Source organism: Rhodothermales bacterium (genome assembly GCA_013002345.1).
Taxonomy (GTDB): Bacteria; Bacteroidota; Rhodothermia; order Rhodothermales; family JABDKH01; genus JABDKH01.
Genome location: JABDKH010000119.1, coordinates 12061 through 35179, shown reverse-complemented (window position 1 = coordinate 35179; position 23119 = coordinate 12061). Strand labels below are relative to the sequence as shown.

The window sequence follows — 23119 nt, the reverse complement described above, 5'->3', positions numbered from 1 at the left end:
GCTGGATCCGGCGTCCCTGCTGTGCGCTCTGCTTTGCCAGCCACGCTCCACCCCGGACGCTCCCCCCGTTCCTCGCCTACCTGCTGCGTCCCGAAAGCGTGCGCGCCAATTGTGAGCCGTTGGACCGTCGTTGAAGAACCAGTGTATTCCATCACCGTCAGGTGATGGTCAGCGGCAGTGAGATCTTTTCTCAGCGTAAAGCGTTGGCGGTCGTTCTATGCCGTTGATATATTTCTACGGGGGTCCTTAGCTCAGGTGGCTAGAGCGCTACGTTGACATCGTAGAGGTCACTGGTTCAAGTCCAGTAGGACCCACTCTTCGACGCCCTGAGGCGTCCGTTTCCAGAAAGGCCGAGGCGCTCCGTCGGATGTCGGCGGTGCGCCTTTCTCTTTCGCTCCAGAACCGCAAACGCCTGACCGTCAGTCATCGCCATGCCACAGGTTGAGTTAAAGTTTCCAGACGGCTCCGTCAGGGAGTACGAACCGGGTGTTACCGGGCACGATGTTGCTCGCTCGATCTCGGAGGGCCTCGCCCGAAATGCACTGGCGATCGAGCTTGACGGAGAGGTCCGTGATCTGGCTCGACCGATCGAGGGCAATGCCGGCGTTCGAATTCTGACATGGAATGATGCCGGCGGCAAGATGGCGTTCTGGCATTCGACAGCGCACCTCATGGCCGAAGCGCTTGAGACGTTGTATCCCGGTGTAAAATTCGGGATCGGCCCCCCGATCGAGCAGGGCTTCTATTACGACGTCGATCTCGGAGACCGGAAGCTCTCAACCGATGACCTTGCTACCATTGAGGCGAAGATGCACGAGCTGGGGCGTCGGAACGTCGCGTACGAACGGCGGGAAGTGTCGCAACAGGAGGCCCTCGAATACTACACGGCGAAGGGTGACGAGTATAAGCTCGAATTGATCGAGGATCTGGAAGGCGAGACGCTCACCTTCTACACCCAGGGTGATTTCACTGACCTGTGTCGCGGACCGCACATCCCGTCAACCGGCGCAATCAAATATCCCAAGCTTCTTGCCATCGCAGGCGCGTACTGGCGTGGCGATGAACGAAGACCGCAGCTGACACGCATTTACGGAATCAGCTTCCCGAAGAAGAAGGAGCTGGACGAGCACCTGGAGCGACTCGAGCTGGCAAAGCAGCGCGATCATCGCAAGCTTGGCCGCGAACTGGAACTGTTCACATTCAGCCAGAAGGTTGGTCCCGGCCTGCCGATGTGGCTTCCAAAGGGTGCGATCCTTCGTGATACGCTGATCGGATTCCTGAAGGAAGAGCAACTTCGTCGCGACTACCAGCCTGTTGTCACGCCGCACATCGGACGACTCGAGTTGTACCGGACGAGCGGGCACTACCCGTATTACAGTGACAGCCAGTTTCCGCCCATGATCGAGAACGCTGAGGACGGCGAGGGATACCTGCTCAAGCCCATGAACTGCCCGCATCACATCCAGGTGTATGCGGACAAGTTGCACTCGTATCGCGACCTCCCGGTACGGCTGGCGGAGTTCGGACAGGTCTACCGGTACGAGCAGTCGGGCGAGCTGGGAGGCCTCACGCGTGTGAGGGGATTCACGATTGACGATTCGCACATCTTCTGCCGTCCGGACCAGGTCAAGGACGAGTTCAAGGACGCCATCGATCTGACGCTCAAGGTCTTTCGTGCCCTCGACTTCCACGACTTCAAGGCGCAGGTGTCTCTGCGTGATCCCGATGACAGCGAGAAGTACGTTGGAGAAGACGCCCAGTGGGACGAGGCCGAGCAGGCCGTCCGCGAGGCAGCTGCAGAAATGGACCTCGACACGTTCGAGGCTATTGGTGAAGCCGCATTCTACGGCCCCAAGCTGGACTTCATGGTGAAGGATGCCCTGGGCCGTGATTGGCAACTGGGGACGGTCCAGCTGGACTACAATCTCCCCGAGCGATTCGACATCACGTATGTCGGAACAGACGACCGAAAGCACCGCCCGGTCATGATTCACAGGGCGCCGTTTGGTTCGCTGGAGCGGTTTATCGGAGTTCTGATCGAGCACTGTGGAGGCAATTTCCCGACCTGGCTCGCTCCGCTGCAGGTCCGCGTTCTTCCGATCGGCCAGGATTTCGAGTCCTACGCGCACTCGATCGTCGAGAAACTCCGCGATTCAGGCTTCCGGGCCGACGCCGATACCCGTAACGAGAAGATCGGCTACAAGATCAGGGAGGCGGAAACCGCCAAGACTCCATATATGCTTGTCGTGGGAAAACGTGAGCAGGAGGATGGAACGGTCGCCGTACGCCGACACGGAGCCGGTGCCCAGGAAGTATCAGCCATCGACGCGTTCGTCGAGATGCTCCGATCCGAAGTCAACCAGGGCATGCTTCGGACACCATCCCGGCGGATCGGCAATTGAACCTCACTTACACTAACTTGCGTAGTTACACGCATTTGTTTCACGTTTACGGAGTTTGAATGGCAAGAGTCAAGAGGATTAGAATCAACGGTCAGATTATGGCCGACAAGGTTCGGGTCGTAGATCCGGAGGGAGCACATGGAGTCTACACGATTGAGGACGCAATAGAGCTGGCCGAACAGCGGGGCCTTGATCTTGTAGAGATATCACCCGGGGCAGATCCTCCCGTCTGCAAGATCATCGATTACGGAAAGTATCGATACGAGCTACAGAAGAAGGAAAAGGAAGCGCGCAAGAATGCGCACACGATTGCGCTCAAGGAGATTCGATTTCGGCCGCACACGGACACACACGATTTCGACTTCAAGACCAAGCATGCACGCGAGTTTCTGGGCCATGGCGACAAGGTTCGCGCATATGTGCAGTTTCGTGGCCGCGACATTATCTACAAAGACCACGGAATGGACCTCCTCGCCCGTTTCATTGAGGAACTGAGTGATGTCGCGAAGATTGACCAGGCACCTCGAATGGAAGGTCGCAGGATGACCACGATCCTGGCTCCGTTGAAGACCAGGAAGTAGAAACCGCTCCAAACTTCATTGAATATCCGACTGCAGGACGGTCGCTCGCACTCCGGTCAGTTGCCAAGCGGCTGCATTCTTCCGTACATTTCTGAGCTACACGCAACACCTTTTCGGGCCTGCCCAACGCGGAATATCGCATGCCGGCCCTCTTTCTTGCGATCACATGCCGAAAATGAAGTCAAATAGTGGTGCGAAGAAGCGCTTCAAGCTAACCGGATCCGGTCGGCTGAAGCGTAAGAGCGCGTTCCACAGCCACATTCTTACCAAGAAATCGCAGAAACGGAAGCGAAATCTCAGGAAGTCGACGCTGGTAGACCCGGCGGACGAGTCGCGCATCAAGCGCCTCATCGTATCCTGACGCATCCGTCCCAGGTAGAACAAAATGCCTCGTACGAAGAATAGAGTCGCAGCCAAGAGTCGCAGAAAGCGCGTTCTCGCGATGGCCAGTGGATACTGGGGTCGCCGCGGCACCATCTATACAGTCGCAAAACACGCGGTCGACAAGGCCCTCCAGTACCAGTACCGTGACCGGCGTGCGCGCAAGCGGCAGTTCCGTCGCCTCTGGATTCAGAGAATCAATGCAGCGGCCCGAATAAACGGCACGTCGTACTCCCGACTCATCGGCGACCTCCGCAATGCGGACATCGAATTGAACCGGAAGGTCCTCGCCGATCTCGCCATGCACGACCCGGTAGCTTTCGAGCGGGTTGTCAAACAAGCGACGTCGTGACTATCACCTGTGCTCAGATTTTTGTAGCGTTTGGCCACTAGCGCCTGCCGAGCAGGGTACCAAGCGCAAATCCGACGGTCTTGAGACCGAAAGACCCGCCCCCTCTCTGCAGGACCGGCGGGTTTTTCCATTACTGGACCGGGAGTATGCATAACTAATGTCCGACAATCTCAGCCAGATACGCAGCGAAATTGAATCCGAACGACTCGACTCACCCGAGGCGATCGAGACGTTTCGGCTGAAGTATCTCAGCAAGAAGCAGGGGCGAATCACCAGTCTGCTCAAGGGAATCCCGTCCGTCGAACCCGCAGAGCGTCGGGCCTACGGCCAGCAGATAAACGAACTCAAGGCGCTCGTGGAGCAGATCATCGACTCCGCTCGCACACGCCTTGCCGCGCGATCCGGCGCAGCAGCATCGGCGATCGATCTGACGCTGCCGGGGCGCGTGCCGGCTCGCGGCTCAATCCATCCGATTACAAAGACCCGCAACGACATCCTGCAGATCTTCGAGCGTATGGGATTCGTTGTTGCCGAGGGCCCCGAAATAGAAGACGAGTGGCACAACTTCACGGCCCTCAACTTCCCGGCCGATCATCCGGCACGAGACATGCAGGATACATTGTTCATCTCGCCGTCTGAAACCGGCGACGATGGCGTGCTGCTGCGGACACATACATCGCCGGCTCAGATTCGTGTGATGCGCGAACAGAAGCCACCGGTCCGTGTCCTGGTACCGGGGCGGGTATATCGAAACGAAGCCCTGTCATACAAATCGTTCTGTCTGTTCCATCAGGTCGAAGGACTCTTCGTCGATGAAGGAGTGACCTTCGCAGACCTCAAACATGATCTCCACGTGTTCGCGCGAGCGATCTTTCACGACGACGTGAAGATGCGATTTCGGCCATCCTTTTTTCCCTTCACCGAACCGAGCGCCGAAGTCGACATCTGGTGGGAAGACAGCCGGCTGCCCGAAGGAGGACGCTGGCTTGAGATACTGGGATGCGGTATGGTAGACCCGAATGTGTTTACCAACGTTGGCATTGATTCCGAGCGCTACACGGGCTACGCATTCGGTATCGGGATCGAGCGAATCGCCATGCTCCGCCACGACATCCCGGATATTCGACTGCTGTACGAAAATGACTTCCGTTTCCTCGATCAATTCTGATATCGAACCCCTGCTTCCGCGATCATGAAGATCAGTTACAACTGGCTGAAAGAATACGTCGACGTCACGGCCTCTCCGGCTGACCTGGCAGATATGCTGACGATGGCAGGCCTCGAGGTCGAGTCGGTGGACGCGATCGGCGGCATGCCCGACGGCGTTGTTGTCGGACATGTCCTGAGTGTTGACAGGCACCCAGACGCCGACCGGCTCACCGTTTGCTCTGTCGACGTTGGAGCCTCTGAGCCCCTGCAGATCATCTGCGGAGCACCCAATGTGGAGTCGGGTCAACTTGCGCCCGTCGCGAAAATTGGTGCACGCCTTTCGATTCCTGATACCAGAGCCGAGGGTGGATTCTCGGACATCGTTGTATCCAGTCGTTCGATGCGTGGTGTGGAGTCGAACGGAATGATCTGTGCCGAAGACGAACTCGGACTGTCGACAGATCACTCGGGCATCATGGTACTGGCTAAGGACGCAAAGATCGGCGAACCCTTACAGGAATACCTGGAACGAACGACCGGTCGACGCGAGGACTTCGTTATCGATATTGCGGTGACGCCCAACAGGCCGGATGCAACCTGTCATGTTGGTATTGCACGTGATGTTGCAGCGCTGACGAACCAGCCACTTCGCATTCCAGAGGTGACCATCCCTACCGGGCCAGGGGAGGCCGGGAATCATGTGGCCGTCACCATTGCATCTCCCGAGCTGTGCCACAGGTATGTGGGCGTCGTCGTTGAGGGCGTTCGAGTGGGAGAATCACCCGATTGGTTGAAGGTCCGACTTGAAGCGGTCGGGCTGCGTCCGCGCAACAACATCGTCGACATCACAAACTTCGTGATGTACGAGATCGGCCAGCCGTTGCACGCCTTCGATCTTGATGAACTGTCCGGTGCCAGAATTGAGGTCAGAGCAACCGAGGCGCCGACTAAATTCACGACACTGGACGACAAGGAACGCGAACTCCCTGCGGGCACGCTAATGATCCGTGACGGCGAACGCGACGTCGCCATTGCCGGCGTGATGGGCGGCCAGAACTCGGAGGTTTCGGATCGAACCGTCAACGTACTGATCGAGAGCGCCTACTTCGATCCATCGACGGTACGACGTACCGCGAGGCACACAGGACTTCAGACGGACGCTTCGTATCGATTTGAGCGAGGAGTCGACCCCGAGGTCCAGGCTGTGGCGGCGATGCGCGCGGCGACGCTCATGGCCAAAATCGCAGATGGCACCGTGATTGACGGAATCGTCGACGTGCATCCAGCCCCTCACGTCTTGCGCCAACTCGAAGTTCGGATGATGCGTGCGGATCACGTACTCGGCACACGCATTCCGCGCCCCCAGGCGGTCCGGCAACTTGAGGCGATCGGAATCGGGGTTACCGTTGGTGACGGCGATCGACTGTCCTGCACAATTCCGCCATTCAGACCAGACATCGAGCGCGAAATCGATGTCATTGAGGAAATTGCGAGGCTACACGGCTACGACAAGATCGAGGAACCGCGCACTTCACGGATTCCCGGCTTCATTCCGCGTACTCGCAAAGAGGATGGCGCCCGCGAGCTTCTTTTCTCGCGCCTCACGGGATGGGGATATCGGGAGATCTACACGAACAGTTTACTGCCGGAAGAAAGAGCTCGGGCGTTCTACGACGAAGTCATCTCCGGCGACCTGTATGGTGGTGAGGTTGTGACTACCGCCAACGCGATTACGCAGGAGATGACGACGCTTCGACCGAGCCTGATTCCCGGACTTCTGCAAGTCGCGCGCCACAACGCGAACCATGGCCGTACCGATATCCGGCTCGTTGAAGTGGGTCACGTCTTCTCGCGACAGCAGCACGAATCGTCCATAGTACCGGGCTATGAGGAGCATGAAGCACTTGCCTTGCTCCTGACGGGTCAGGACGGAGAGCGACACTGGTCGCATGAGCCTCACACATTTGATTTCCACGATATCTCCGGCACGGCAGCAGCCATACCGGACCTTCTAGAAATCGGCAACGTGACTACGCGGTTGCATGACGAGCCATCATCCATCGTCGAGCACGGCCTTTCGTATTTCGCAGAGGACGTCTACATCGGCTTCGCCGGACAGCTACGCGAGGAAGTCGCGAAGGAGCACGACCTTGCCGGCCCCGTGCTGTTTGCTGAATTGAACTGGACGCGAATACTCGACAGGATGCCCTCGATCGAGACCCGCACGTACTCCCCGATCAGCCGGTTTCCGACCGTCGAGCGTGACCTCGCGTTTGTCGTCGATGCAGGGCAGTCTGCGGGACCGATGCTCGACACCATCCGGAACGAGAGCGGCCCGCTACTGACATCGGTCAGCGTCTTTGACGTGTATGCAGGTAAAAGTATCGGCCAGGGCAAGAAGAGCATCGGCTTCTTCTTGCGATTCGGGGCAGACAGAACGTTGACCGACAAGGAGGTGGATGCCCGGGTCGAACAGGTCGTGCGCACAGTTGTCCGTGTCTACAACGCTGATCTTCGCGAGTAGATTTATATATTCCTGAGTCAAGTCCACGAACAGGCTGAGACGCGCAGCAGTTTCCGTGTCGAGCCAATGGAGGTGAAGTCGATGTCGACGAAAGGCAAGACCCGGAACGGAAAAGCTGAGCATCTCGCGAGGCCTCGAAAGACGGAGTCGTTGGAACGCCTTCGCGGGCGCGTAGAAGCCGCCGCAGACGAGATCGTGCGTCTTCGCAGTGAGAATGCACGCATGTCCTCAAATATTGCGAAACTTCGATCGTCGGTCACGAAGACCAGCAAGAAACCAGGCATCGTATTCGATGAGCGCCCGGACGTATTGCGAGCGAAAGTCCGGGGTTTCATTGACACGATCGACGAGTACCTACAGACCGAAAACTAGGCTCTTTCTCATGGAGAAGTCAGTCCGCGTCAACGTCCTCGGCCGCGAGTACGGCCTGCGAGTTCAGCAGGACGACGAGAAGATCACGAAGGAAATCGCCGCCTACCTGGACACGAAGATGCGTGCCTTTCGCGAGGCGCATCCGGAGCAGCAGGATATTACGACGGCGGTCATCGCCGGCCTCGCGGTGACGGAAGAACTGTTTACAAACGAGAGCCGTGCGACTTCGGACTCAGAAGAGCTGAGCCGGCAGTTAGACGAATTGAGCGACCGGTTGGACGTGGTACTGTCGGGTCATTCATGATCCGACATTGCGTTCGCGAACTTTTCGATATACCGTACGTCTACGAGACTCCTGCGATTATCAAAGTAAGAACCTAACAGTCTATACTTGAGGGAGCCATCCTTCGCTTCTGGACGGCAGGCCCCAGCCCTTACGGGTCCGATTCTTCGGAGTCGACCGGGGAAGCCAAAAAAGAGGTGAGCGGTACCCACTGTGATGTGAAGGGGTTCTTCATATCATCATCGCAGGACGTAGCCGTCTTGACGGCAAGCCCCGGTGAGGTTTAATTACCTCCCGGGGTTCTTTTGTTACGACCAAAAAATATCTTAGCGTGGGGGTGCGGCCGCACGCACGCGCCCGCTCACACAACTACGATAATCACTCATGGATATAACTACGGTAGGCGTCCTCGTGGCCGTCGCCGTAGCTGCCGCCGCTCTTGGAATTGTCACCGATAGATTCTTGCTCCGGCATTTTGGTCGGAGGCATCTTGCCAACGCACGTGAGGAATCACGTCGCCTCATCGCTGAGGCCGAAAAGGAAGCGCAAACTATCAAGCGCGAGCGAATTGACCGGCTCGAGCAGGAGCTGAACGACAGGCGGATAAAGCTCGACGACGAAACCGACAGGAGCAGGCGAGCACTACGCGAAAAGCGCGAGAAGCTGGAGTCCAGGCAATCCAGACTGGACCGTTCAACGCGACAGATCGAAGACCGGGAGACCGCTTTGCTCTCGGGCATGGATGTTGTCGAGTCGCTCCGGATTGCGGCGGACCAGGCCCAGAAGGACGTTGACGAGATCCGGCACGAGGCCGCACTCCTTCTCGAGGAAGTGTCGGGACGTGAAACGCGGCTTGCGGACCAGGAAGAAGAAGCCGGCAGAGTCAGGGAAGACTTGCAGCGAAAGCGAGATCGGCTGAGCCGGCAGGTCGACGAGCATGTCAGAAAACTCGAGCAGGTGTCGGGACTGACGCGCGCCGAGGCACACGAGGCACTCATTCAACATCTCATTGAGGAGGCCAAACTCGAGGCGGCGTCCATCATCAAGGAGATCCGTGACGAGGCCAAGCTGACTGCCAATCGGGAGGCGCGCAAGGTCATCATCAATGCCATCCAGCGGATGGCCGCGACCCATGCCATAGAGAACACGGTTTCCGTCGTGAACATCCAGTCCGACGAGATGAAGGGTCGGATCATTGGCAGGGAAGGTCGCAACATCAGAGCCTTCGAAGCGGCCACAGGAGTCGAAGTGATCGTCGACGACACGCCGGAAGCCGTCATTCTCTCCGGCTTCAATCCCGTCAGGAGGGAAATCGCCCGACTCTCTCTCAACCGACTTATTCAGGACGGACGGATTCACCCCGCTCGAATTGAGGAAGTCGTTGAGAAGACGACGGCAGAGATCGAGGACGAACTGGTCGAGATCGGAGAGCGTACGGTGATTGATCTCAATCTGCACGGCCTCCACCCCGAGCTCATCAAGATGATCGGGAGAATGCGCTACCGGACGAGTTATGGTCAGAATCTGCTCAGTCACTCGATCGAAACGGCCCGCATCGCCTCGTTGCTCGCGAGCGAACTGGGACTGGATGCTGTTGCAACGCGCCGCGCCGGACTCCTGCACGATATCGGAAAGGTGGACGAGGAAGACACGGAGAATCCGCACGCGCTCGTGGGGATGGAGATCTGCCGGCGATTCAAGGAATCAGAAGCGGTCTGCAACGCGGTTGGCGCACATCACGACGAGATCGAGATGACGGCCACCATCTCACCACTGGTACAGGCAGCGGATGCGATCTCGGGAGCACGTCCGGGAGCGCGGCGGGAGGCTCTCGAGTCGTACATCCGGCGGCTCGAGAAGCTGGAAGAACTGGCGGCGTCCTTCGATGGCGTTGAACGGGTGTTTGCCATACAGGCAGGACGAGAGGTGCGCGTCATCGTCAATCACGACCTTGTCTCCGATTCCAAGGCCGAGTTGTTGGCGCTTGACATCGCGAAGCGCATTCAGCAGGAGATGCAGTACCCGGGACAGATCAAGGTGACAGTGATCCGCGAGACGCGCTCCGTGTCCTACGCCAAGTAGCGAGACGCGGCGCTAGTTTTGAACGATCGCCTCGGAAGCCAGGGCGCGCCCGGCTTCCGTCAGCAAGAGCAGGTCACCGCGGCGCACCACAAGGCCGTCGCGCTCGGAGAAACGCACGACGCGCTCGGCGAAGTCGGGCTTCCAACGGAGATGTTCCTGGAGGTGGGCCGGCCGGTTTTCGCGAGCTTCCTCGGGCAACCCTTCGTGCTGCTGAAGGTGGATCGAGAGCATCTTCTCCGCGAAGGTCCACTTCAGCCGCCAGCGACGACGGTAGCTTGCGATAATGCCACGCTCGGGCGCGAGGATCAGGACCGCGCCAAATACGATCCCGACAGCCACCGCGATGCAACCCGCAATCGATGCGTCGAGCGCGAACGACATCCAGTAGCCCCCGATGGCCGAGACGGCCCCGATGATGAGGCTTAGTCCGATCATCCGTGCCAGTCTGTCGGTCAAGAGGTACGCTGCCGCGGGCGGTCCAATCATCAGCGCCACAACGAGAACAGAGCCCACCGCATCGAAGGCGCCAACGGCGGTTACCGATACTAGTGCCATCAGGATATAGTGCAGAGCGGCCGGAAAAAACCCGAGCGCCGCCGCCAGCCCCGCATCAAACGTCGACAGTTTGAGCTCCTTGTAGAAGACGATGACGAAGAGTGCATTCGCAATCAGAATACCAGTCATGGTCGTCAATGACTTCGGACCAATATCGACGCCGAAGAGCACCAGGCGATCAAATGGGGCGAAAGCCAGCTCGCCCAGCAACACGGCGTCCGTATCCAGGTGAATGTCTCCCGCGTAGCGAGCGATCAGCACGACGCCAAGACTGAAGAGAATCGGAAAGACCAAACCGATCGCCGCGTCCTCTTTCAGCAGCCGGGTCTTCAGGATCGATTCTACGAGGAAGACCGTCAGGATGCCGGTCGCGCCAGCCGCGATTACGAGGAGCGGTGAATTCAGATCGTGAGTGATGAAAAAGGCCAGCACGATGCCCGGCAGAATGGCGTGACTGATCGCATCGCTCATCATGGCCATGCGCCGCAAGACCAGGAAGACGCCCGGGATGGCGCACGCAGCAGCAACAACCACTGCAATAAGCTGTATTTCGATCTGCTCAGGCGTCATTGACGGGGACCACCGTTGTCATTCGCTGCGTTGTTCGTCTGGTTGTCACGATCCAGGATCGCCTGGGCGCGCGCCACGCCCGCACGTGTGAGTGACCACAGCGTCGGATTGATCTGACGGGCAAATCCGCGCTCTTCAAGAATCCTGAGATTCTGTCGGGTACGAGCCGTCGGGTCGCTCATTATGTTGAGGACGGCCTCTTCGTGGGGATGGTCGCTCCGGTCGTGCTGAACCGACAGCGCCCAGAGATCGAGGAGCACCGCCTCGAGCCGCAGCCGCCGGCCGTTCCGCCATTCCCGCCACAGCCGCCACGCGATACCGCGATTCGGCGCAAGAAAGAACGAGATCATGACGATGACACCGATGAAGAGAACGATCGTGGGGCCCGTGGGCAGATTGGGCACGTGACTGCTGATCATGGCTCCGCCGACACCCGAGACCGCACCGAAAAGCGCGGAGAGGAGCACCATTGATCCCAGCCGGTCCGTCCACTGTCGGGCCGCCGCCGCCGGCGCGATGATCATCGCACTCATGAGTACGACGCCCACCGTCTGCAGTCCGATCACAATGGACAGCACAAGCAGGGTCGTCAGCCCCGCATCGACCACACCTGTGGGCAATCCGACCGTCCGACCGAATTCCGGATCGAACGAGAGCAATTTGAACTCCTTCCAGAACATCGCTACACAGGCGACGCTAACGAGCCCGACCGCACCCATGATGAGGACGTCCTCCACGATGAGCGAAGCGGCCTGGCCGAAGAGAAAGGAGTTCAGCCCTGCCTGGTTGGCATTCGGGCTTTGCTGAATGAAAGTCAGCAGCACAAGGCCTAGTCCGAAGAACACGGCCAGCACCAGACCCAGGGCGCTGTCATACTTGATGCGGGTGGAGCCGGCGATGAATGAGACGATCATCGTGGCGACCCAGCCGGCAACCGCAGCACCGGCAATCAATGCCAGGGGGACTTTCGAGCCCGTCAGGATGAACGCGATCGCGATCCCCGGCAGCGCCGCGTGAGAGATGGCATCCCCGAGAAGACTTTGCTGCCTCAGTACGGCGAACGTCCCCAGTGTGCCGCTGGTAATACCCAGGACGGCCGAACCGAGAGCAACGGTGCGCAGCGTATAGTCGGTAAACAGTTCGGCGAGGAATTCCATGGCGTGAACCGGCTAGCTTGCCGACTGGGACTGGCGCCGAACACCCTCCCGAACAAAGCCAACACGACCACCATACGTCAGGCGCAGGTTGTCTTCCGTATACACGTCGTCCACCGTGCCCGACGCAATTCGCCGGACGTTGAGGAGCAACACGCTGTCAAAGTACTCAGCCACTGTCTGCAGATCGTGATGCACAACGATGACCGTCTTGTCGCGGGCTCGCAGGTCGTGAAGAAGAGCGACAATCGCCTTCTCTGTGGTTGCGTCGACTCCCTGAAAGGGTTCGTCCATCAGGAACAGATCGGCATCCTGCACCAGGGCGCGTGCAAGAAAGACTCGCTGTTGCTGACCGCCGGAGAGCTGACTGATCTGCCGGAAGGCGTACTGCTCCATGCCCACTTTCTTGAGGGCCTCGGTCGCCAGACGACGGTCACGCGAACGCGGGCGCCGTATCCAGCCGATAGAACCATAGAGCCCCATTGTGACGACGTCAACAACGTTCGTCGGGAAGTCCCAATCGACACTTCCGCGCTGCGGGACGTACGCCACACGGCTGCGCTGCTTCTCATACGGTTTGCCGTACACGAGCACCTCCCCTGCAGCCGACTTCACCAATCCCAGAATTGACTTGATGAGTGTCGTCTTGCCGGCACCGTTGGGCCCGATGATTGCCATCAGGACACCCTTCGGCACATCGAGGTCAATGTCCCAGAGGACGGGCTTCTCGCGGTACGCGACGGTCAGGTCGCGCACTTCAACGGCGGGTGTATCGGTCGACAATTCCATGTTAAACGGCTCGAGTCAGTGCGACGCAGACAGCGCGTTGACTATCGTATCTATGTTGTGTCGAAACATTCCGACATACGTTCCTTCGGTAGTCCCCGCAGCACCCAGTGCGTCGGAAAACAGGTGCCCGCCGATGGCGACGTCAAACCCCCGAGAGCGGACCGCCTCACGGACCGCCTCGATGCCACGAGGAGGCACGGACGATTCCATGAACATAGCCGGTATTCTGCGATCCGCGACGAATGCTGCCAGCGCCTGGACGTCGGCCGCTCCTGCTTCGGTCGCCGTGCTGATACCCTGCAAACCGCGGACGTCGTATCCATAGGCCCGACCCAGATATCCGAACGCATCGTGCGACGTGATGACGACTCGCTGATCGACCGGCACCTCGAGCGTGCGCGCCCGAACATAGGCCTCAAGGGAATCCAGTTGCTGCCCGTAGGCCGTCAGGCTTGAGTCAAAGATGGCCGCGGAGCTCGAGTCGAGGTCCACGAGTGACTCGTAGACAAAGCGGGCTGCACCTCGCCAGAGCGCGATGTCAAACCAGATGTGCGGATCGTAGTTGCCCCCGAAGTTCGGCGAATCGATATACAGTGAGTCGGGATTCCCTGCGGTGACTGCAAAGGTGGCGATGCCCCGGCTGTGCATGCGCTCGAAGACCTCCGTCATCTTGCCCTCAAGATGCAATCCACCATAAAAGATTGCGTCCGCGGCAGCCATTCTCCGGACATCTCCCTCGCTGGCCTTATAGAGGTGCGGATCTACGCCGGGGCCCATCAGCGAGGTGACGTCGACGCGGTCCGCTGCAATCGTACGGACGAGATCACCGACGAGGTTTGTGGTCGCAACGACCGAAAGCCTGCCGTCGTTGGATCTATCGGTGTTCGAGCCACCCCGACACCCCGAAAGGGCCAGGACCAGCACCACGAATACCGCTTTTACGCAGTCTGAGAGACGATTCATAGTCAGAAGAGTCTAAAATTTAGACACGTCTAACTTTTCTTCTGGCAGCGGGTTTCGCAGCTCTCCAGATAGGGGGTCACGAACCGAAGCTGATATCTACGTCCTCAGGCAGTTCGATCCAATCGGCCACGAAGATGTTTGTATCACGAGACGGTGCGCGATCGGTCCGACGATTGGACGCAAAGACCAGTCTGGCTCCGTCAAACGAGAACATCGGGAAGGCGTCGAACGTGCCGGAGTACGTGATCTGCTCCAGTCCCGATCCGTCCAGGCCAATCATAAACAGATCAAACAGCCTTCCGCCTTCATTCGTCGAATGATGATTCGAGGTGAAGATGATCTTCGTCCCGTCCGGATGGAAAAACGGAGCCCAGTTTGCACCTGTGAAGTCTGTGATCTGCTGCGCATCGGACCCGTCGGCGTTCGCGACGAAGAGATTCAGGTTGGCCGGTTCAACGAGACCGTCCGCCAACAAATTCTGATACACCGCAGCGGCTTCTCCCTCCGGTCGACTTGCACGCCATACAATTTTCTTCGAGTCGGGCGAGAAGAATGCGCCTCCGTCATAGCCAAGGCCGTCGGTGAGCTGCAGGAGATCGCCTGTCGCCAGTTCATATCGCCACAGTTCGAGATCGCCCGTTCGTGTCGACGTGAATATTACGTACTTGCCGTCCGGCGACACCGTTGCCTCGGCGTCGTAGCCGTCTCCGCCGACGAGCACCTCCGGCTGCGAGCCATCCGCCCGGGCAACGTAGATGTCGTACGAGTCATAGATCGGCCACACGTATCGACCCTGTACCACCATTGGTGTTTCCGGGCATTGCGGTGCCGCGGCGTGGGTCGATCCGTAGATGACGCGACCGTCAGGCAGGAAATACGAACATGTGGTGCGACCGAGGCCGGTCGATGCCAGCTGATACCTCTCGCCCGGTGCCACTTCCGACCCGTCGACGTTCATTACGAAAATCTGATCGCAACCCTGTGCGTGGAGGGCCGAGTGGTCACTCTGAAAGATCAGCTGTGAATTATCGAAGCTCCAGTAGGCCTCGGCATTGTTTCCGCCAAACGTCAATTGTTGAATATTGCGGAGGTGCACTTCACCCGGAAACCGTAACGAATCGGCGGCCGGATCATAGTCGGCGGCCGACGGACCGGATCCTCCGCATCCCAGGAGGGCAATACTTAAAGATGCCGTGAAAGCGAATCCGAAAACACGAGACATGGTACACATAGTTCACTGAAGATTGATTACGCGACACTGGACGCTGACCCGCCGATAGCCACAGTAATCGCTGTTTAGCGCAAAAAACAGGCTTTCTGGCTGGCGGCTCACAGACTGGCCGAACGGAAATAAAACTATTCAGGTCATGGCTTACGACGTGCAGAATTTTCAAGAAGATGTTCTCGATGCGAGTCACAAGACGCCGGTTGTCGTCGACTTCTGGGCTCCATGGTGCGGACCCTGTCAGGTACTGGGCCCTGTCCTCGAGACGCTTGCGAAGAAGAGCGACGGGCGCTGGAAGCTCGCCAAGATCAACACGGATCAGAATCAGGAATTATCGATGCAGTACGGGATTCGCGGCATCCCGGCCGTGAAGATGTTTGTGGATGGCGAGGTCGTGGACGAATTCACCGGAGCCCTGCCTCAACATGCGGTCGAGCAGTGGCTCGAGAAAGCCGTGCCCAGCGAGAGTCGATTGCTCGCTGATGACGCGCGCAGCGCGATGGCAGAAGGCCGTGTAGGGGACGCCCGGCGCCTCCTGGAGACGGCATTGAAGGAAGATGCCAGCGATGCGTCGGCTGCCGTTACCCTCGCACAGCTCGAGGTCTTTGAACATCCCGACCGGGCCGAGAAACTATTGAACGGGATAGAGCTTGTCGACCCGGCACTGGTACAGACTGCAGACGGGATTCGGGTGCTGGTCCGGCTTCTTTCTCTGAATGGCACCGCCGGCGCTCTGGAAGAAGGCCCGGGGCGCGAAGACTATGCACGCGCCATTAAAGACCTGCGCGAGCGCAATCTAAGCAGCGCACTGGACGGCTTCATATCCGTGATCATGAAGGACCGGTACTACGACGACGACGGCGCACGCAAAGCTTGTCTCGCCATCTTCAGTATACTTGGAGAGGACAACGAGATGGTGCGCGCACATCGCCGACGATTCAATATGGCGCTGTACTAGAGCCGCTCTTCGCTCTCGTCGGCACGGATGCTTCGCCGACTCTCGCGCGATGTCACGTGATCGCGCCGCCGCAGCCGCTTCCGGCCCCCGCCGTGCAGCCGTAGCAGTGGCGATGCGTCAGAATGTCGTGGGTCTTCCACACTGACAGGTCGAAATCCCGGACATGCGTTCTACCCGTGCCGTTGAGTCTCATGTCCATTTCGAGCTGCTGATTAAAATCGCAGTCGTACAGGTAGCCGTCCCACGACACCGACAGCGTGTTGCGGCACATCAGCCCGCAAATGGTCTCCGGATTGAAGGCGTGAACCAGTCGCTGCATGTACTCCTCGAGCTGCCCTTTTGCGAGTAGCCACTCCAGGTATCTGGACATCGGCATATTGTTCAAGGCGAGGAGTCGGTCGAAATGCACGCCGTGGTTGAGATCCAGTGCCTTCTTCCAATCCGCCTCAAGAGACGCCTGACTACCGGCGAGGAACGCGCCGACGGGATTCGTCACGAGAGTCAGCTGAAGTCGCGGATCTCCGTAGCCATACCCGGCCTCGTTGAGCATCCGCAGTGCTTGAATTGACTTCTCGTAGGCGCCATCGCCGCGCTGGGCGTCGGTTCCGGACTTCCGGTAGTGCGGCAGCGAGCAAACGACCTCTACACCTCTTTCGGCGAACCACACAGGAAAATGCTGGTATCGGCGCACGGTCAGGATCGTCAGATTGCACCGGTCGATCACCTTCTTGCCACGCGCGACCACTTCATCGACCAGATACTCGAAATGCGGATTCAGCTCGGGAGCACCTCCGGTCAGGTCAACGGTAGCCGGATCGCTCAGGTCTATCGCTCGCAAACAAGCGTCGACGGTTGCGCGATCCATATTCTCGTCCAGGCGGTCGGGACCCGAATCGACGTGGCAATGCCGGCACGTCATGTTGCACAGCTTGCCGAGATTAATCTGAAAGATCTCGAGGTCGGATGGTCGCAGCTGATTCCACCCCGATGCGCGAACGTCCGCAATAAAATTGCCGGATGCGGTCGGGCCCGCGGCCAGCTCTACGCCATCGAGGATTTCGAATTGGGCAGCGGGACTCGCCAGCGGCATGCGGCGCGCGTGAAGACTCGTGGTGGTCCTTGGCCCTTCAACGTCAACGATAGCGCCGTCTCCCCTGCTGATGATATCCAGCGGAATGAGAGTGGCCTGCGCTGTCGAACTGGACATGTTGCTGTCCTTCATAAACGATTCCCGCTTACATCACAATCTTCTTTGTCTGCTCGAGCATCTGTATTCCATGCACCAGTGACGCGCCACCACGAATCGCCGTAGCAACATGTACGGCTTCGGTCATCTGTTCGAGATCCGAACCTTTCTCCAGGCAATCCGACGTGTACGCGTCGATGCAATACGGGCACTGGATGGTATGTGCAACTGCCAGGGCAATAAGCGCCTTCTCGCGCGCCGACAGCGCTCCGTCCTCGAACACCTTCCCGTAATAATTGAAGAAGGCGTCAGCAAGCTCTTGCCCGCCTTCCGCAATGCTGGAAAACTTCGGCAGATGCTCCGGCTTGTAGTATGTATCCATAAGTCGTTTTCCGTTGCGTACGAAACTGGCTGATTAGGCGAACTGAGCCGTTGCGAGTCCTTTAGACTATCACACGCGCGCAATGTTACGAACGGGGGTCAGGCCGCACTGGCCTGCTCCTGATCCTGATACTGCAGCTCGTACAGCTTGCGGTAAAGTCCGTCGAGTGTAATCAGTTGCTGGTGGGTGCCCCGCTCACGAATCTCGCCGCGATGCATGACCAGAATCTGGTTGGCATGCTGGATGGTCGAAAGCCGATGAGCGATCGCGATAGACGTGCGGCCACTCATCAGGGTGCTCAGTGCAATCTGAATCGCCTCCTCGGTTTCGGTATCGACACTCGACGTAGCCTCATCCAGCACCAGGATTGCAGGATTGTATACCAGTGCGCGTGCGAACGACAGCATCTGGCGCTGGCCGTGCGAAAGCGACATGCCGCGTTCCTTCACTTCATGATTTAGGCCTTGCGGCAGACGGCCCACGAACGCGTCCGCTCCTATCAACGATACGGCCTCTTCCACTCGGTGCTTGCTGATGGCAGGATCGTCGAGCGTGATGTTGTCGATGACGGATCCGGAAAAAAGGAATACGTCCTGAAGTACCAGACCGATACGCCGGCGAAGGTCCGTAAGCGAAAGAGTCCTGATATCGACGCCGTCGATACGGATTGCGCCCTTCTGGATTTCGTAGAACCTCAGGAGAACACTGATGATGGTGGTCTTGCCTGCCCCGGTCGCGCCCACGATGGCGGTGCTCGTGCCGGGCTCGACGACAAACGACACACCCTTCAGAATCCAGTTGGCCTCTTCGTCGCTCTCATAATCGCGATCGTAGGTGAACCACACGTCCTCGAATTCGATCGTGCCCTTGAAGTCGTCGAGTACGTTCGGGGTATCGGACTCGGGCAGAGCCTCGTCGGTGTCGAGCAAGTCGAAGATCCGCTCGGCGCCGGCCATGGCACTCTGCAACGTGTTGAACTGATCGGACAGATTCCGAATCGGCTCGAAGAACTGTCGCGCGTACTGGATGAACGCGATAAGTACACCGAGTGTCAGTGCGTCGCCCATGGCGCGAACGCCACCAACCCAGATGACCAGACCAAGTGCCGTCGAACCCACAATATCGATGGCCGGCCAGAAAAGTGCGAAGTAGAAGATCGTCCTGATCTGCGCGCCGCGGTGGTCGTCATTGATGGCTTTGAAACGACTCAGCTCTTCCTGCTCGCGATTGAAAAGCTGAACGATGCGCATACCGGTCACGTGCTCCTGCACGAACGAATTCAGCCGCGCCACCTGCTTGCGGGTTTCCCGATACTGCTCGCGAACGACCCGTCGAAACCAGAAGGTGACGCGAATCATCAACGGCAATACGGCCAGCGTGACCAGCGCAAGCACCCAGTTCAACGAGAACATGAAGTAAGCGATGAATATCAACCGGAAGAGATCACCCATGATGGTGACGACGCCGGCCGACAGCACATCGCTCAATGATTCGATGTCGCTCGTGACGCGAGTGATCAGGCGCCCGACAGGATTTCGGTCAAAAAACGAGAGCGACTGTCTCTGGATGTGACGAAACAGTTTTGTCCGAAGATCGAAGATCGCTTGTTGTCCGATCCACTGGGTCAGATAGGCGTTGACGAACGACAGGAGCCCTTCACCGACCAGGATGAGAAAGAGCCAGAAGATGATGCGGCGCAGCCCGTCGAGCTGTCCCGTCACGATATACGAGTCGATGGCAACCTGCACCAGCTTGGGCCGCAGCGGTCCAAGGAAAGCTGCCGTCATCACGGTCACGAAGGCGATGATGACCCAGCCTTTGTAAGGCAAGAGATAGGTGACAATGCGGCGGAGCAGACGCCCGTCAACACCGGGCACCCGCACGGCACTTTGTGTCTTCTTATCGCTCACTGATCAGCCTCCTCCGTCTCGCTCCGCTGCAAAGCGTACCGCTGCAACTCAACCGCCGCCTCCGTGTCAAGGAAGTCACTGCGCGCTTCCTCGATCAACATACCGATATCGGAATAGCGGGAACTGAAGTGACTCAACAACAGCCGCCCGACTCTGGCCCGGCGGGCGATTCGCGCCGCGTCCACAGCTGTCGAGTGACCGGTCTCGGCGGCACGCTGCGTCAGATCGGCCGCGAATGTGGCTTCGTGGTAGAGAATGTCAGCTCCCTTCGCCAGATCAAGTGATCCTTCGCAGGGCCGTGTATCACCGACATAGGCGAAAACTCCTCCGGGTGATGATGCTCCCACCACCTCCTCCGACCTCACAACATTGCCTCCGTCACCCACAACGGAATCCCCCGTTTTCAGTCGCCGGAAATCCTCAAACCGCGTGACCCCCATCGAACGAGCCCGCTCAACATCGAGATTACCCTGCTTTGTCGATTCCTCGTATCGATAGCCGTATGCGGGGACGCCATGATCGACTGAGCGTGCGAATACCCGGTACGAATCGGTTTCGTGAACGACGATTCGCCGATCATTGTCATCCAGCTGAATGAAATCGATGTCAAACGAAGTCTGACCGGGCCCGAGGCCCGGCATCGTCTCGACAATTCTTTGAATGCCGATTGGACCCACCACACGCATTGCTTGTCCCCGCTGCAGAAGCGACATCGTAGAAAGCAAACCGGGAAGTCCAAAAATGTGATCGCCATGTAGATGAGTCAGGAAAATCGACTTGATTCGGGAGAATCGTATTCGACTGTCGATCAGTCGAGCCTGCGTCCCTTCGCCACAGTCAAACAGCAGCGTCTCCTCGGGACGCACCACCGCCACGGAGGAAAAGCTGCGACCCTGAGTCGGGACGGCAGAGCCTGTGCCTAGCGGAACGATTTCTGTAGAACTCATGTGTCAGACGATCGATTCGATTTCGTCTTCGAGAAGCTGCTTGCGATACAGATTTGCATAGAGTCCGTCGACCTCAAGCAACTGCCGATGCGTGCCCAGCTCCGCAACACGTCCTTTGTCGAGCACCGCAATCTGATCAGCATCCTGCACGGCCGAAACCCGGTGACTCACTATAACAATGGTTCGGCGACCGTAGTGCCGACGCAGGTGCCGGAGAATCCGCCGCTCCGTATCCGTGTCCACGGCCGACAGCGCGTCATCGAGGATGAGAATCCGCGGTCGACGAATAAGTGCACGGGCGATTGAAGTTCGTTGCTTCTGTCCTCCGGAAAGGGTGATGCCACGCTCCCCGACATACGTCTCGAAGCCATCCGATAGATCCTGAATATTGTCCAGCAACTCCGCTTCTCCAGCGACCTCCTCGATCGCTGACATGGCGGCACCCATGTCGCCGAAGGCGACGTTGGCCGCTACCGTATCGCTGAACAGGAATACATCCTGCGGAACGTAGCCGATCGAGCCGCGGAGCGTTGCCAGCGGTATCGACCGGACCTCCATGCCGTCGACGAGCAACCGGCCCGAAGTGGGTTCAAGAAGTCGAGGAATCATCTCGACAAGCGTACTCTTGCCCGAACCAGTCCGGCCCACGATCGCAAGGGTCGATCCGGCCGGTACGTCAATCGTAATGTCGTCAATGACTGGCTCGCCTTCGACGTAGCTGAAGCAGACGTGATCGAACGATATGGCGCCCTCGAGCGACTCGATATGCGGATTTGTGTGCTCGCCGTCTGCGATATCCGGCACCGTATCAAGAATCTCGGCGATACGCGTGATCGATGCCGAGGCACGTTGAATCATCGTGATGACGAATCCCATGGAGGCGACGGGCCACGTCATGAGCGCCACGTAAATGATGTACTCGGCGATGTTACCGATGGTGATGACTCCTTCTGCCACAAGGCGACCGCCTACCCAGACAACAATAATCGTTGACATTCCAACCAGCAGCAGGAATACGGGCCGCCACGCCGCCTCCACGAGCGCCAGATCCAGCATGCGCCGGCGGTAGTGTCGGCTTTCCTCGTCAAAGACAGCGGCCTCTGACGATTCGCGCGTGTACGCCTTCAAGACGCGGATACCGGAAAGTGCCTCCTGGACACGACTGGTCAACCGGGAGTATTGCTTCTGCAGCGCGTCGCTCCGCGAATGCACCATGTGGGCTACGAGGAACACGGATACCGCAAGGAATGGCATCGGAATCAGTGCAAAGAGAGTCAGTCGCGGCGAAATGACGAACATGACGGTCATTGCTGTGACTACGATGACCAGGGCCCGGGTCAGGTACATAATGGCCGGGCCTATGTAGCGTCGCACCTGCTCGATGTCCGACGTGGCGCGCGTCATGATATCGCCCGTCGGATGCTTCAGGTAGAACGAGCGCGACAACTTCTGAATGTGCTCGTACAACTCATTGCGCAAATCGTATTCGATGTGTCGCGAGGCCACGACCACGGTCTGCCTCATCAGAAACGAGAACACGCCGCTCATGATGCTCAGTCCGAGCACCATCAGACCGAACAGGAGAAGCGTCACGAAGAATGACGTGAAGAGATGAGACTGTGCGGCAGAGCCGCTGAAGACGCGGTAGGTAGCGACAAACCGCGGGATGCTGTCGACCGCCTGTCGCACCACCATCGGCACGGTAATCGAGAAGCCTGCCGATACCACCGCGCACAGCAGACCCGGTACAAACAGGTGCTTGTACTTCCAGTAGAATCGATTCAGTCGGGCCAGCGGTCGCATCAATCAGTAATCAATTTGCAGTCCAATACTCAATTCACCCGACTCGCCAACTCACGGGAATATCCCGGTCAAGTTCCTCGTGTACGATACCCAGCAGCCGACGCTGTTCCGGCCAACATAGTAACTGGCATGCCGCTTCGTAGTCGTACCATCCAAACGCATCGTGTTCATGATTCAGGACGGGATCGCGGTCAATCTCGGCGGCGAACGCCGGAATAACATGAACCGTATCCAACTCCCACTCAAAGAAGATATTCGCAGACGGGATGGCCCACATCACGAGCGGCTTGCAACCGGTCTCCTCCTCCAATTCGCGGCCGGCTGCCTGCCAGGCCCTCTCCGAGTCCAGAATCTTGCCTCCCACCATGCGCCAGTCACCTGAATAAACGACCCCGGGGCGTCTGCGCAGCAGAAGATACTCACGGTTTGCTGCAGAGCCGCGGTACGGGTACACGTCTACGAGATTGGCGACGACGTCGGCCATTGCCGGCAGGGATACGGTTGATAGGGATAGTATTCGTACAATTTACTACGTTTAGGCACGTTCGACG

At 58.4% G+C, this 23119-nt stretch carries 21 protein-coding genes and 1 tRNA gene; 11 read left to right on the top strand and 11 right to left on the bottom strand.

Translation table 11 applies throughout. From position 1 onward, the window contains the following. Positions 1-240: 240 nt before the first annotated feature. From HKN37_06070 to rny, 10 genes are all read left to right on the top strand, one after another. Positions 241-314 (top strand) — tRNA-Val (locus HKN37_06070). Positions 315-431: 117 nt separating this feature from the next. Then, the gene (gene thrS / locus HKN37_06065) at positions 432-2402 is read left to right on the top strand and encodes a threonine--tRNA ligase (GenBank protein NNE46207.1); all 1971 of its coding nucleotides are present in this window, start codon (positions 432-434) and stop codon (positions 2400-2402) included. Between the two features lie 59 nt (positions 2403-2461). Then, positions 2462-2983, top strand: a complete 522-nt coding sequence (locus tag HKN37_06060) for a translation initiation factor IF-3 (GenBank protein NNE46206.1) — start codon at positions 2462-2464, stop codon at positions 2981-2983. Between the two features lie 166 nt (positions 2984-3149). Beyond that, the gene (gene rpmI, locus HKN37_06055; GenBank protein ID NNE46205.1) at positions 3150-3344 is read left to right on the top strand and encodes a 50S ribosomal protein L35; all 195 of its coding nucleotides are present in this window, start codon (positions 3150-3152) and stop codon (positions 3342-3344) included. A gap of 24 nt (positions 3345-3368) precedes the next feature. Further along, positions 3369-3716, top strand: coding sequence for a 50S ribosomal protein L20 (gene rplT, locus HKN37_06050; GenBank protein NNE46204.1), 348 nt, complete (start codon positions 3369-3371; stop codon positions 3714-3716). A gap of 157 nt (positions 3717-3873) precedes the next feature. After that, positions 3874-4884, top strand: a complete 1011-nt coding sequence (gene pheS, locus HKN37_06045) for a phenylalanine--tRNA ligase subunit alpha (GenBank protein NNE46203.1) — start codon at positions 3874-3876, stop codon at positions 4882-4884. 24 nt (positions 4885-4908) lie between these two features. Further along, entirely contained in the window at positions 4909-7389 is a 2481-nt protein-coding gene (locus tag HKN37_06040; protein ID NNE46202.1) for a phenylalanine--tRNA ligase subunit beta, read from the top strand. A gap of 81 nt (positions 7390-7470) precedes the next feature. Next, entirely contained in the window at positions 7471-7761 is a 291-nt protein-coding gene (locus tag HKN37_06035; protein ID NNE46201.1) for a hypothetical protein, read from the top strand. A gap of 10 nt (positions 7762-7771) precedes the next feature. Then, complete coding sequence (locus tag HKN37_06030) at positions 7772-8065, top strand: cell division protein ZapA (protein ID NNE46200.1); 294 nt, start codon at positions 7772-7774, stop codon at positions 8063-8065. 363 nt (positions 8066-8428) lie between these two features. Continuing rightward, complete coding sequence (gene rny, locus HKN37_06025; protein ID NNE46199.1) at positions 8429-10126, top strand: ribonuclease Y; 1698 nt, start codon at positions 8429-8431, stop codon at positions 10124-10126. A gap of 12 nt (positions 10127-10138) precedes the next feature. On the opposite strand, the gene HKN37_06020 is transcribed toward rny, so the two are convergent. From HKN37_06020 to HKN37_06000, 5 genes are all read right to left on the bottom strand, one after another. Then, entirely contained in the window at positions 10139-11251 is a 1113-nt protein-coding gene (locus HKN37_06020) for a metal ABC transporter permease (GenBank protein ID NNE46198.1), read from the bottom strand. Then, positions 11248-12408, bottom strand: a complete 1161-nt coding sequence (locus tag HKN37_06015; protein ID NNE46197.1) for a metal ABC transporter permease — start codon at positions 12406-12408, stop codon at positions 11248-11250. The genes HKN37_06020 and HKN37_06015 overlap by 4 nt, the downstream gene beginning before the upstream one ends. A 12-nt stretch (positions 12409-12420) precedes the next feature. Then, entirely contained in the window at positions 12421-13194 is a 774-nt protein-coding gene (locus HKN37_06010; GenBank protein NNE46196.1) for a metal ABC transporter ATP-binding protein, read from the bottom strand. A 15-nt stretch (positions 13195-13209) separates the two neighbouring features. After that, positions 13210-14157, bottom strand: coding sequence for a zinc ABC transporter solute-binding protein (locus HKN37_06005; protein ID NNE46195.1), 948 nt, complete (start codon positions 14155-14157; stop codon positions 13210-13212). A 76-nt stretch (positions 14158-14233) separates the two neighbouring features. Next, positions 14234-15379 (bottom strand): hypothetical protein, encoded by a 1146-nt coding sequence (locus HKN37_06000; GenBank protein NNE46194.1) that lies wholly within the window; start codon positions 15377-15379, stop codon positions 14234-14236. A gap of 145 nt (positions 15380-15524) precedes the next feature. Between HKN37_06000 and trxA the strand changes: the two genes are divergently transcribed. Continuing rightward, complete coding sequence (gene trxA / locus HKN37_05995; protein ID NNE46193.1) at positions 15525-16340, top strand: thioredoxin; 816 nt, start codon at positions 15525-15527, stop codon at positions 16338-16340. 52 nt (positions 16341-16392) lie between these two features. Here trxA and HKN37_05990 read toward each other — a convergent pair whose 3' ends face one another. The 6 genes from HKN37_05990 to HKN37_05965 form a co-directional block, all read right to left on the bottom strand. Beyond that, positions 16393-17430: a radical SAM/Cys-rich domain protein gene (locus tag HKN37_05990; protein NNE46192.1), complete on the bottom strand. Its 1038-nt coding sequence runs from the start codon at positions 17428-17430 to the stop codon at positions 16393-16395. Positions 17431-17575: 145 nt separating this feature from the next. Further along, entirely contained in the window at positions 17576-17908 is a 333-nt protein-coding gene (locus tag HKN37_05985; protein ID NNE46191.1) for a 4-carboxymuconolactone decarboxylase, read from the bottom strand. 98 nt (positions 17909-18006) lie between these two features. Then, positions 18007-19818 (bottom strand): ABC transporter ATP-binding protein, encoded by a 1812-nt coding sequence (locus HKN37_05980; GenBank protein ID NNE46190.1) that lies wholly within the window; start codon positions 19816-19818, stop codon positions 18007-18009. Next, complete coding sequence (rnz, locus tag HKN37_05975; protein ID NNE46189.1) at positions 19815-20765, bottom strand: ribonuclease Z; 951 nt, start codon at positions 20763-20765, stop codon at positions 19815-19817. The genes HKN37_05980 and rnz overlap by 4 nt, the downstream gene beginning before the upstream one ends. Positions 20766-20768: 3 nt before the next feature. Continuing rightward, complete coding sequence (locus tag HKN37_05970; GenBank protein NNE46188.1) at positions 20769-22568, bottom strand: ABC transporter ATP-binding protein; 1800 nt, start codon at positions 22566-22568, stop codon at positions 20769-20771. 34 nt (positions 22569-22602) lie between these two features. Beyond that, complete coding sequence (locus HKN37_05965) at positions 22603-23052, bottom strand: NUDIX pyrophosphatase (GenBank protein NNE46187.1); 450 nt, start codon at positions 23050-23052, stop codon at positions 22603-22605. Between the last annotated feature and the right edge of the window lie 67 nt (positions 23053-23119).

Bases quoted from the DNA above. Each gene is read 5' to 3' on its own strand.
- HKN37_06035 (NNE46201.1), top strand. From the start codon at position 7,471: ATGTCGACGAAAGGCAAGACCCGGAACGGAAAAGCTGAGCATCTCGCG.
- HKN37_06030 (NNE46200.1), top strand. From the start codon at position 7,772: ATGGAGAAGTCAGTCCGCGTCAACGTCCTCGGCCGCGAGTACGGCCTG.
- HKN37_05990 (NNE46192.1), bottom strand. From the start codon at position 17,430: ATGCCGCTGGCGAGTCCCGCTGCCCAATTCGAAATCCTCGATGGCGTA.
- HKN37_06060 (NNE46206.1), top strand. From the start codon at position 2,462: ATGGCAAGAGTCAAGAGGATTAGAATCAACGGTCAGATTATGGCCGAC.
- pheS (NNE46203.1), top strand. From the start codon at position 3,874: ATGTCCGACAATCTCAGCCAGATACGCAGCGAAATTGAATCCGAACGA.
- HKN37_06005 (NNE46195.1), bottom strand. From the start codon at position 14,157: ATGAATCGTCTCTCAGACTGCGTAAAAGCGGTATTCGTGGTGCTGGTC.
- HKN37_06015 (NNE46197.1), bottom strand. From the start codon at position 12,408: ATGGAATTCCTCGCCGAACTGTTTACCGACTATACGCTGCGCACCGTT.
- HKN37_06000 (NNE46194.1), bottom strand. From the start codon at position 15,379: ATGTCTCGTGTTTTCGGATTCGCTTTCACGGCATCTTTAAGTATTGCC.
- HKN37_05970 (NNE46188.1), bottom strand. From the start codon at position 22,568: ATGCGACCGCTGGCCCGACTGAATCGATTCTACTGGAAGTACAAGCAC.
- HKN37_05985 (NNE46191.1), bottom strand. From the start codon at position 17,908: ATGGATACATACTACAAGCCGGAGCATCTGCCGAAGTTTTCCAGCATT.
- rnz (NNE46189.1), bottom strand. From the start codon at position 20,765: ATGAGTTCTACAGAAATCGTTCCGCTAGGCACAGGCTCTGCCGTCCCG.
- trxA (NNE46193.1), top strand. From the start codon at position 15,525: ATGGCTTACGACGTGCAGAATTTTCAAGAAGATGTTCTCGATGCGAGT.
- rpmI (NNE46205.1), top strand. From the start codon at position 3,150: ATGCCGAAAATGAAGTCAAATAGTGGTGCGAAGAAGCGCTTCAAGCTA.
- HKN37_06020 (NNE46198.1), bottom strand. From the start codon at position 11,251: ATGACGCCTGAGCAGATCGAAATACAGCTTATTGCAGTGGTTGTTGCT.
- rny (NNE46199.1), top strand. From the start codon at position 8,429: ATGGATATAACTACGGTAGGCGTCCTCGTGGCCGTCGCCGTAGCTGCC.
- rplT (NNE46204.1), top strand. From the start codon at position 3,369: ATGCCTCGTACGAAGAATAGAGTCGCAGCCAAGAGTCGCAGAAAGCGC.
- HKN37_06010 (NNE46196.1), bottom strand. From the start codon at position 13,194: ATGGAATTGTCGACCGATACACCCGCCGTTGAAGTGCGCGACCTGACC.
- thrS (NNE46207.1), top strand. From the start codon at position 432: ATGCCACAGGTTGAGTTAAAGTTTCCAGACGGCTCCGTCAGGGAGTAC.
- HKN37_06040 (NNE46202.1), top strand. From the start codon at position 4,909: ATGAAGATCAGTTACAACTGGCTGAAAGAATACGTCGACGTCACGGCC.
- HKN37_05965 (NNE46187.1), bottom strand. From the start codon at position 23,052: ATGGCCGACGTCGTCGCCAATCTCGTAGACGTGTACCCGTACCGCGGC.